Raw genomic sequence first — 9,949 nt, 5'->3', positions numbered from 1 at the left:
TCTTAATGCTCTCCGTGAAGGTGGATAACGCGGCGCGGCAGCGACGAGCGCTGACCCTGCCGGGCATGGTTAAGTAGGGCCATCAGCCAGGGGAACTGTAAATCCTGTGGAACATGCCCCGCACCGGTTATCTGAAACGTCTCGAAAGCGGTTAACTGCTCACGCAGCCAGCGTATCGCCTGTGAATTAGAAACAACCGGGTCATCCGCGCCCTGAATCAGATACACCGGCATCGGCAAATGGCGGTAATCACGTCCCCGGGCGAATGCTTCATCTTTCGCGGTGCGCCGGGCGTAATTCAGCAGTGAATCAGCATCCTGCATCGGCACGCTCAGCGCGCCCGCCATAGAACGGCGCGGCAGCCCGCCAAGCGCGGCAAGATACTCCGCGCCCGTCAGGCGCGAGGTGTCCGGCGCCGCCAGAAGTTTACCGGCCATCATGGCGACTGACGGCGCCGCTTTCGGGTTGCCGAGCACCAGGTTAAACAGTTGCTGTAGTTTGTTTTCATACACGCTCCCGTCGTCGGGAGCGCTGGCGTCACGCAGCGTCGGACAAAGCAAAAAGACGCCCTCGACGCCCTCGCGCAGGCGGCGCGCCAGCTCAAGCGCGATACGCCCGCCGTTGCACCAGCCGAGCAGCCAGGGCCGTGCGGGAAGCGCCAGAGCGGCCAGTTGGGTCCCGATAATATCGGCGTACTCATGCACATCCGCCGCGCTGCGCATACCGCCTTCGAGCAGCGTGCCGCACGGCAATTCAGGCAGGATCAGTCGCCAGCCCTGAGGGTCCGCAACCAGGCGCTGCCACGCCTGCAACGGAATGCCCAGCGCGCCGGTCACCACCAGCGGCGTTCCCTGCCGTTTGCTGACATACACCGCGCCGCGCGCGGTCTCATGGCGATCAAAGTCAGTCTCCAGCGCATGCGGCAGCGAGAAACCCGCTACGTCCGGCGCGGGCTTGAGCGTATTCAGCCCGGCATCCGCCAGCAGCGCGTCGGCCAGGCCATCCAGCAGTAACGAAAACAGCGCGGTATCAGCAATCTCTTCGCCCTGCGGCGCCTGAAGCCGCGCATGCAGATAGGCGATGCCTTCCCTGCGCGCCAGCTCAGGCAGTTTGCGCATCACCGGGCTTCGCGTGAGCAGCGCCGCGTCGATATCCTGCGGCGACCGCGAGAGGCGCAGGCGGTGTAACGCCTGCGCGTCGCGGGCGGTCAGCTCTTCCAGCAGGTTATCGATAAGCGACACGCTTAACGTTCCCATAGCCCGACGCCTTTATTGAGATGAAACCGGCTTTTTGGCAGCGCCTGCGCGCCGATAGTCTGATAAAAACCGATGCCCGAGAGATTATCCGGCGGCGTCTGCCACTGGATCTGACGGCAGCCATTGGCTTCAGCGAACGCCGCCAGCGTCGCCAGCAACTGGCGACCAAAGCCTTTGCCGCGCATCGGCTCCTGTAAATAGAGGCAGTCCATATATGCAAAGGGCGCTGCGGACCAGGTGGAATAATCCAGGGTGGCGGAAAGATAGCCGTGCAGCTGTTGCCCGTCGGCCAGCACCCAGACATAAAGCCGCGCCGGTTCGCCGAACACGGCCTGTTGAAGTCGCTCCGCCTGATACTCCAGCACGTACTCCAGCTTTTCATAGGCGGCATGATCGGCGCACAGCGCCGTCAGTTGCGTGAGATCGTCCGGCTGCAACCGGCGAATGATCAGACCCATCCTTCATATCCTTGCGTGAGGTAGCGCTGAACGCCTGCAGGATCAAGCGTGGCTTGCGCCATCACCTCCTGGATCCAGAGGTTGCGCTCGTGCCAGATAATCGCGAGTTCCCAGACGCAGGCGACGATGCGGCTTGCGTCCAGCGGCGCCAGATGTCCCTGCGGCGACAGCATGAAAACCCGGTGACGCAGCATATTCGCGTCGCACCAGCTGCTGACCAGCAGGTAAACGCCATCGTTCGCGAAGTGAAAAATCGCGAATCCCGTCTGATGATCGGTCGGCCAGTGGTCATCCCTCAGCGCCTCGCGCAACAGGACGCGCTGGCGCTCGCTATCGGGCAACGACTGGTGCGCCTGCGACTGGCTGGCGATGCAGTAAATTTTTAGCCGCCGGGCGTCGAGCTCCAGCACGCCGTGAAATACGGCGTTACGCGGCTGATAGAGAAACGTATTCATGCCGCCACGCTCCGCTGAACGGAATGCCGCATGTTCTGCGCAAGCCCGGGGCAGAGCGGCGAGGCCATTTCCGACAGCACGTCCCATGCCTGCGCCGATGCCGAAAACGCAGGCGTGGCCTGAATAAACGCCGCCAGTTCCAGCAGAGCTTCCGCCATGGCGGAGATAGAGAATGCGTTCAGTGAAGAAGCCTCAACCCATCGACGCCGCGCCGGATGTTCAAGAAGTTGCGCCTCTTGCTGTGCGCTAAGCGCAGCGGTGAAAGGCGTCGCGTCGGCGATATGCGCGGCCAGCGGCAGGAAAACCGACTGATACCAGTGCTGAAAATCGGTACGGCTGAAGTTTTTCACTTCGGTTTCCGGCGCATAGCGCGCGCAATAAAGGCGAATCGCATCGGCAGGATAAAGCCCTGTCAGATCTTTTATCCAGATAGCGTGCCCGCGGCTGGTGGAGAAATCTTCGCCATCCAGCTTCAGAAAACGGTTGGTCAGAAACGCGCCAGGGCGCGGCCCGGTGTCATCCGCCAGCAGCTGACTGCTGTAGGCGACCGCGTGGCTGTAGGAACAGTCGAACCCAAGGAAATGCACCAGCGCCGTCTGCGGCGACCACCACTCGGCAAAGCTGCCGCGCGACGGGTTTTCTTCAAGGAAAGACATGACGCTTGCCCGGTAGCCAGCCATCCCTAAAAACCAGGTGTGGAGCGGGTAATAATCGAGCGCGGCGACCGGCAGCCCCGCATCGCCGGGACGCGTTATCTGCCATTGCGCGCGCGTGTCCGCCAGCACCTCGTCGAGAAATTGCGTCAGGCAGGCGCGTTGAGGCTGGTTACGCAACGCCGCGGCCACCGCCGGATAGTTCTGACCAATATCCCAGACGTGAAGGTTCACGCTGACGGGTGACATCGGCCCCTGACATGACATACAGGTCATCGCCGTTATCTGCTCGACATCCGGCACGCGGGCGCAGTGTTCGCACTGGCTGGTGTCGGAGGATGTCCCGCACCAGTTACAGTGGGTGCGGCCAAAACCTTCGTACCCATAGAGATCGCAGGCGCTGCAATGAAAGGTTTTCGCCGGGCGCAGCGAGACCTGATGAGACACGCAGGCCGCATAATGCTCGCCGGAAAGCCGGTAAGCGCGACTGTCGGCGGCCTGCATAAAGTGGTCGAGATGGATATCCGCCAGCTCCAGCGACAGGTTCATGGCGCGACGCATCAGGCGGCCATAATCGAATGGCTGGCGCATCAATACACGGGTCTTACGGGGTAAATAACTCTGGTAATCATCGCTATAGCAGACAAATAAGACGTCATGTCCCCTGTCACGCAGCGTTCTGCGCATCACATCCGCGGCCAGAAACGGTCCGGAAAGATGCCCCAGATGCAGATCGCCGTTCGGCGTTGGCGGGGTGATCGTCACAATATATTTCGCCATCGGGAATTATCCTGAATCCGTGGTAAAGCAAGCCTGAATACATCGCCCGTAACTACCGGGCGACATCGTGATAACTGCTGAAAAACGAAACCGAATTACCCAAAAATAAAATGGCTGGCGAGCACCTGACAGATAACGCCCACCACCACGCTGACAATTAAATTCTTCGTAAACCAGGCGGTGAATACGACGGGAAGCGCCGCCAGAACGCTGGCGTTATATAAACTGAACCCCGCGTTTTGTGGAAAGAACAACGCCGGGATCGTAATGCTGGAAATCACCGCTGCCGGAATGTACTCAATCACCGCGTTAATAAAGCGCGGCGTGCGCTCCGGGCTCAGATGCAGCGGAATAAGCCGGATGGCAAACGTCACCGCCATCATGGAGAAGATGACAATCAGGAGGAAGATTTCTTGAGACATACGCCGACTCCGCAACCGACCGCCGTCGCCACGAAGACGTTTAACGGTGAAATATGGATGAAGTTCATACCGATCGTGGTCGCAATTGAGACCAGCGCGACGAGGCGCTTACCGGCGGTATTACAGAGCGCGACCAGCACGAACAGCATCATGGCCGTCAGTGCATAATCGAGCTTAAAGCTGATGAATTTCGCCAGATACTCCGAGGCCACGGCGCCCGCGAACCCACCCGCAATCCATGAGAGGTGGCAAAAGGCGTTAAAGCTCAGCAGATAACTCGCTGTCGTGGCGATACGGCTTTCCAGGCGCTGGCTGTGCATTGCAAAGGATTCATCGGTGAGCCCGAATGCGTAGAGGGATTTTTTCAGTCCAGACATGCCGACATTCCCGAGTTTCTTCGACATATACATCGACATCAAAATATGCCGGGAATTGATAAGCAGCGTCGAAAGCACGATGGGCAACAGCGAAGCGCCAGACGTAAGCAGCGCCAGCGCAGCAAATTGCGCCGTACCCGCGTAAACAAACAGGCACATTGCCGCCGGGAACCAGACCGGCAGCCCGGCGTTCAGACACATCACACCAAACACAAACGCGACGACAAAATACCCCGCCATAATTGGCGAGGCGTTCAACAGGCTCTCTTTAAAATCGCTACGCTCGGCGTAATTCAGGTTTTTTAAAGATCCAGTTCGCACGTCGTTTCTCCTGTGGTCGGTTGAAATCCCTGGGAGCGCCAGAAATTGAACGCGACCTGGTTTTTATCTTCAATAAACAGAAAGACACGTTTAATACCGCTGAGATAAAAATCGTTCAGAATGGTTTTCGTCAGTACCGTACCAATTTTGTTATTTCTGAAAATGGGCGATATGGCGATATGATTTAACGTGGCGCGCGTACCCATAATACCGCCGATAATAGCGCCCACCAGAGCGCCATTTTCATCTTTAGCGACATAACAGCGGGCATTATCCGCAGCGACGATTTTGCGAATATGATCTTCATCCTGCCATTCGCAAAAGGCCACCTCTTTAAAGAATTTTAAAAAACTAACGATATCGCACGCGTCATTTAATGTGGCTTTAGAAATAACCAGCCCTTCCGGCGCAGCGCTTTTATCAGCATCAGAGGAAATAATCTGAAGATTATTTGATGATATCATATTCCGTCCCCGGTCTTGAAAACGACACCGCAATAATCTGACGAAAACCCATCTTGTCCTCTGTCGGATTAAACGCGCTGGTCACATAGTGCAGCATTTCACGATCAAGGAAGAATGTGGTATCCAGAATATTGCGATAAGTGCCGGAATCCACCAGCGTGCCATCTTTTTTAAAGACCTGGCTCATGGCGCCTTCGACGTTATGGCGGCCCCAAAAGTGTACGCCGCTGAACGGGTAACCGTCGCAGTGAATACCTTCCGGCGTAATCTCCAGCTCGCACCCCGGTTTAATCTCAATGCGAATTTGATGAATCTGGCACTGCCAGACTTCATTATGCAGCTCCGGCGGCAGGACTTCTTTATACACATTGAAATCGAGCTCTACCAGCGAGCGTAATACCGGCGAATCTAATACCTCAGTGGTAATATCATCAAAATGACGTTCAATACCACCGACATATTTATTGTGTTCTACCGATTGCTCATATGCGCGATGGCCGAGTGGGGTTAATAGTTTGGTTACCGGGTTGTAATCAAAATCGCTGTAACGGCGATAGCGCGTGCCGCGATCGGCCTGACCATAAAATTTATCCACGCCCATGGTTTCCCAGCTTTGCGTAAATTTAACGAAATCGCTAAATCCGCCAACTAGTGAGAAATCAGAACCCAGAACATTTACCGCTTTATTTTTTCTCAGGTCATCGCCGATGTTTTTATTGAGCTGTAACATATATTCTATATTCATCCGAGGGGTTAGGTTGATTTCGATTTAACCTACCAGTTAATTAAGTTATTTATATTCAATTCTTTTTCAGGCGCCTTCATAACCATTTTAAGCAAGGGTGTTTGAGGACTATCCGACTAAAAACGAAGCCAAAGCTGGAGTTTTCAACCAACATAGCGGCTGGCGATCAATTGATAATTCTTATGGCCATTGATATAAAGGAAGGACCGGCACGTCACGAGGTGACATATGGATATTAAAGTATTGAGAAACCTGCTAAAAACTGCACAGCTGGGTTCGTTAACCTGCGCTGCGGAAGAGGCCAACCTTACCATTCAGGCGCTGGCGGCACAGCTCAACAAAGCGGAAGAATATTTCGGATTTAAAATATTCAACCGCACCAATAAAGGCGCGGTGCTGACGCCAGAGGGAAAACATTTACTGCCCTATATTATGAATGTCGTCAAAACCTCCGAACATCTGCGTCTGAAAGCCGAACAGCTTAAAAAAAGCACCACAACCCCCATCCGAATTGCCCTCAACAGCACCTTCTCTGTCGATACCAACAAGAAAATCATTAACTTTATGATCGACAAGCTGAGCGATTACAGCGTGATTTTCAGCACGTCGGAATCACCGGAAAATCTGGTGAAAATCGCGAAAGACGAAACGGACATTGCGGTAGTGCTGGGCGGAAACGTACCGCCTGGCTTCTACAGCATTAAATTGACCGGACTGCACATCAAAGTGATTGCGGCCTGCTCGGCGGAAAGCGCAGCGACCGCCACCACGCTGGTGCAGCCGCTGGCGGAGTGCCCCTATTCGGCGAGTTTTGATAAGTTCACCGCCCGGCATAAGCCGCTCCTTCAGGAGGCGAGCGTGATTTTTTCCGGGAGCGAGCTGATTACCGTCTCCCTGATGAAAAGCTTTAACAGCATCGGGATTATTTCGCAGGACCTGGCGCTGGCGAACGGCCTGAACATTTTGCCGGGCTTTGAGGATATCCTTGATGTGCATCTGATAATGAAAGAGCCGATTCTGACCGAACACGATCTGGAATCGTTCTATAACAATGTGGTGCATCTGCCAGAGATCCCACTGACCGCTTAAGTCGCCGCTACCGTAAAGGCGCAGGATGGCGCCTTTTTACCCGTGCGTTGCCTTACGTTGTGCGATAATTTTGTAAAAGTCCTGACAGAGTACTTTTCAGCGTCCGGATTAGGCATTAAAACCTAAACACTATCGGGCTGATGAGTTGCAGATTACGCATTTACCAATTCGATAATTAACCGTTACTGACCATTATCATGGAGTGAAAAATGGCAACGCATTTTGCAAGAGGGACGCTTGGCCCCGAATTCAGTCTCTCTCCCAGGCTTTCCGCCGACGCGCTGAAAGCCGCGCAGCACCTGCCGGAGCACCGCCGCGGCCGCTTTCTGGCATCGCGCTCGCTACTGGCCGAACTGGTGTTTATGCTTTACGGCATTCCGGTACTGCCTGAAATCGTGGTGAATGAGCAGGGCCGTCCGCGCTTTACCGACGCCGGGCTGGCCGATTTCTCGCTCGCCCATACCGGCAATATGCTGGGTGTGGCGATCACCACAGAAGGCTGTTGCGGGCTTGATATGGAACTGCAGCCCGCCACCCGCTCCTTTACGCATCCGCTCGCGCCGCAAACCGGCCACACCCTCAGCAAAAATGAAACCATCTGGATAGATAATCAAAACGATCCGCTGGAAGCGCGCACGCAACTGGTGACGCTGCGCCGCAGCCTGCTAAAGCTGACGGGGCTGCAGCACGATGACGGCCAGCAATTTCAGCTGTTGCCGGGCTCCGGCAAGCTGCGCGTGGCGCAGCTTCCGCTGGTCGAGGCCGCCTGTGACGCCGAAGATGTGCTGATCTGGACGGTCGCGGTATCGCCCGCCATTGAAAAGCTCTATCTGTGGGAATATGACAGCGCGCAGGGCTGGCGCAGCCTGCCGGATATGCGCAAACGCAGCACCAGTCCGGATACGCGTTTGATGCGCTTTACCAGCCTGCCCTCGGAAAAAGCGATGATTATCAACTAATCTGCTTTAACTATCCTGGAGGTTTCTATGTCTGACACGCTAAAAGTAGTGACGCTGATTGGCAGCCTGCGCAAAGGCTCCTTTAACGCGATGGTGGCCCGCACGCTGCCGAAACTGGCACCCGCCGGTATGACGGTCGCTGAACTGCCTTCCATTCGCGATATCCCGATTTATGATGCCGACATCCAGCAGGAAGAAGGCTTTCCGCAAACGGTGAAAGCGATAGCCGCGCAGATCCGCGAGGCGGACGGCGTGGTGATTGTAACGCCGGAATATAACTATTCGGTGCCAGGCGGGCTGAAGAACGCCATTGACTGGCTGTCGCGTCTGCCCGACCAGCCGCTTGCGGGCAAGCCGGTGCTTATCCAGACCAGCTCAATGGGCGCCATCGGCGGCGCGCGCTGCCAGTATCATCTGCGCCAGATTCTGGTGTTTCTCGATGCGATGGTGATGAACAAACCGGAGTTTATGGGCGGGGCGATTCAGAACAAAGTCGATACGCAGACCGGCGAGGTGGTGGATCAGAGTACGCTGGATCACCTGACCGGCCAGCTGACCGCGTTTGCGGAGTACATCAGGCGGGTGAGTCGCTGATAATAAAAAGGCCAGCGATTCGCTGGCCTTTTTGATTAATGCGCGTCGATAAAGACGATTTTCAGCAGGAACAGCAGCGCCACGACCAGCACGCAGGCGTTCAGATCGCGCAGGCGACCGGTGAAAATTTTCATCACGCAGTAAGAGATAAAGCCCAGCGCGATGCCTTCGGTGATGGAGAAGCTAAACGGCATCATGACGGCGGTGATAAACGCCGGCACGGCTTCGGTCAGGTCATCCCACTTCACGCGCGACAGGCTGGACGTCATCAGTACGCCGACGTAAATCAGCGCGCCAGCGGCAGCATAGGGCGGCACCATGCCCGCGAGCGGCGAGAGGAAAATCACCAGCAGGAACAGCAGACCGACCACCACGGCGGTAAGGCCGGTGCGCCCGCCAATAGAGACGCCGGACGAAGATTCGATATAGGCGGTCACAGACGACGTCCCGATAAACGAGCCCGCTACAGAGGAGATACTGTCCACATACAGCGCCTGCTTCATGCGCGGGAATTTGCCGCTTTCATCCGCCAGCCCGGCTTTATCGGTCACGCCAATCAGCGTGCCGGAGGAGTCGAACAGGTTGACCAGCATAAACGAGAAAATCACGCCGGCGAGGCCGATATCCAGCGAGCCCGCGAGATCGACATGGCCCAGCACCGTCATCACGCTCGGCGGCTCTGATACCACACCTTTAAAATGCACATCGCCAAACGCCAGGCCCAGCAGCGTGGTCACGACGATGGAGACGAGCACCGCCGCGTGAATGTTGCGGGAGGCGAGAATCGCGATGATAAAGAAGCCCAGCACGCCAAGCAGCGTAGTGTGGGAAGTGAGATTGCCGATAGTCACCAGCGTCTCCGGGTTCGCGACGATAACGCCCGCGTTTTTAAGCCCCATCATGCCGATAAACAGACCGATGCCACTGGTGATGCCGATACGCAGGCTCACCGGAATGTTAGCGATCATCCAGTAGCGCACGCGGAAAATAGTCAGCAGCAGCAGACCCACCGCGCCCCAGAAAATCGCGCCCATGCCTACCTGCCACGAGAGCCCCATCGCGCCAACGACCACAAACGCGAAAAAGGCGTTCAGGCCCATCGCAGGCGCCAGCGCGACCGGCAGGTTTGCCAGCAGGCCCATCAGAATGCTGCCGAACGCGGCGATAAGACAGGTGGTTACAAATACTGCGCTGGTATCCATCCCAGCCGCGCCGAGGATCTGCGGGTTTACAAAAACGATATACACCATCGTCAGGAAGGTGGTTACCCCGGCAATGACCTCGGTGCGGGCCGTGGTGCCGTGCGCACGTAACTTAAACACGCGCTCAAGCAATCCCTGCCCTTCGGCCTGGGACGTCGGTTGTTGGCTCATTCT

Annotated in this window: 12 protein-coding genes; 3 read left to right on the top strand and 9 right to left on the bottom strand. The window is 56.2% G+C overall.

Annotated features, from left to right (window positions below; all coding sequences use genetic code 11):
• Positions 1–2: 2 nt before the first annotated feature.
• From AACV31_RS05455 to AACV31_RS05420, 8 genes are all read right to left on the bottom strand, one after another.
• Positions 3–1,256: an alpha/beta fold hydrolase gene (locus AACV31_RS05455; RefSeq protein ID WP_165156466.1), complete on the bottom strand. Its 1,254-nt coding sequence runs from the start codon at positions 1,254–1,256 to the stop codon at positions 3–5.
• Positions 1,244–1,714, bottom strand: a complete 471-nt coding sequence (locus AACV31_RS05450) for a GNAT family N-acetyltransferase (RefSeq protein ID WP_105537589.1) — start codon at positions 1,712–1,714, stop codon at positions 1,244–1,246. Before AACV31_RS05450 ends, AACV31_RS05455 begins: the two co-directional genes overlap by 13 nt.
• Positions 1,705–2,169, bottom strand: a complete 465-nt coding sequence (locus tag AACV31_RS05445) for a hypothetical protein (protein WP_165156465.1) — start codon at positions 2,167–2,169, stop codon at positions 1,705–1,707. The genes AACV31_RS05450 and AACV31_RS05445 overlap by 10 nt, the downstream gene beginning before the upstream one ends.
• On the bottom strand, positions 2,166–3,602 hold the full coding sequence (locus AACV31_RS05440) for a methionine--tRNA ligase (RefSeq protein WP_165156464.1): 1,437 nt from the start codon (positions 3,600–3,602) through the stop codon (positions 2,166–2,168). Before AACV31_RS05440 ends, AACV31_RS05445 begins: the two co-directional genes overlap by 4 nt.
• Positions 3,603–3,697: 95 nt before the next feature.
• Positions 3,698–4,024: an AzlD domain-containing protein gene (locus tag AACV31_RS05435; RefSeq protein ID WP_007765791.1), complete on the bottom strand. Its 327-nt coding sequence runs from the start codon at positions 4,022–4,024 to the stop codon at positions 3,698–3,700.
• On the bottom strand, positions 4,000–4,722 hold the full coding sequence (locus tag AACV31_RS05430) for an AzlC family ABC transporter permease (RefSeq protein WP_075199324.1): 723 nt from the start codon (positions 4,720–4,722) through the stop codon (positions 4,000–4,002). Before AACV31_RS05430 ends, AACV31_RS05435 begins: the two co-directional genes overlap by 25 nt.
• Positions 4,704–5,186: a GNAT family N-acetyltransferase gene (locus AACV31_RS05425; protein ID WP_075199323.1), complete on the bottom strand. Its 483-nt coding sequence runs from the start codon at positions 5,184–5,186 to the stop codon at positions 4,704–4,706. Before AACV31_RS05425 ends, AACV31_RS05430 begins: the two co-directional genes overlap by 19 nt.
• Positions 5,170–5,916 (bottom strand): 2OG-Fe dioxygenase family protein, encoded by a 747-nt coding sequence (locus AACV31_RS05420; protein ID WP_075199322.1) that lies wholly within the window; start codon positions 5,914–5,916, stop codon positions 5,170–5,172. The genes AACV31_RS05425 and AACV31_RS05420 overlap by 17 nt, the downstream gene beginning before the upstream one ends.
• 243 nt (positions 5,917–6,159) lie before the next feature.
• On the opposite strand from AACV31_RS05420, the gene AACV31_RS05415 reads away from it, so the two are divergent.
• The 3 genes from AACV31_RS05415 (at position 6,160) to AACV31_RS05405 (ending at position 8,573) form a co-directional block, all read left to right on the top strand.
• Entirely contained in the window at positions 6,160–7,020 is an 861-nt protein-coding gene (locus AACV31_RS05415; protein WP_075199321.1) for a LysR family transcriptional regulator, read from the top strand.
• Positions 7,021–7,229: 209 nt separating this feature from the next.
• The gene (locus AACV31_RS05410; RefSeq protein WP_161589910.1) at positions 7,230–7,979 is read left to right on the top strand and encodes a 4'-phosphopantetheinyl transferase family protein; all 750 of its coding nucleotides are present in this window, start codon (positions 7,230–7,232) and stop codon (positions 7,977–7,979) included.
• Between the two features lie 27 nt (positions 7,980–8,006).
• Positions 8,007–8,573 (top strand): NADPH-dependent FMN reductase, encoded by a 567-nt coding sequence (locus AACV31_RS05405; protein WP_105537585.1) that lies wholly within the window; start codon positions 8,007–8,009, stop codon positions 8,571–8,573.
• A gap of 35 nt (positions 8,574–8,608) precedes the next feature.
• Here the strand turns inward: AACV31_RS05405 and AACV31_RS05400 are convergent, their stop codons facing one another.
• Entirely contained in the window at positions 8,609–9,946 is a 1,338-nt protein-coding gene (locus AACV31_RS05400; RefSeq protein ID WP_007732944.1) for an NCS2 family permease, read from the bottom strand.
• Positions 9,947–9,949: the final 3 nt, after the last annotated feature.

Origin of the sequence: Cronobacter sp. EKM101R (genome assembly GCF_963888145.1) — a bacterium.
GTDB lineage: Bacteria > Pseudomonadota > Gammaproteobacteria > Enterobacterales > Enterobacteriaceae > Cronobacter > Cronobacter turicensis.
The sequence above is the reverse complement of the archived record's forward strand: the minus strand, read 5'-3'. Positions and strand labels throughout refer to the sequence as shown.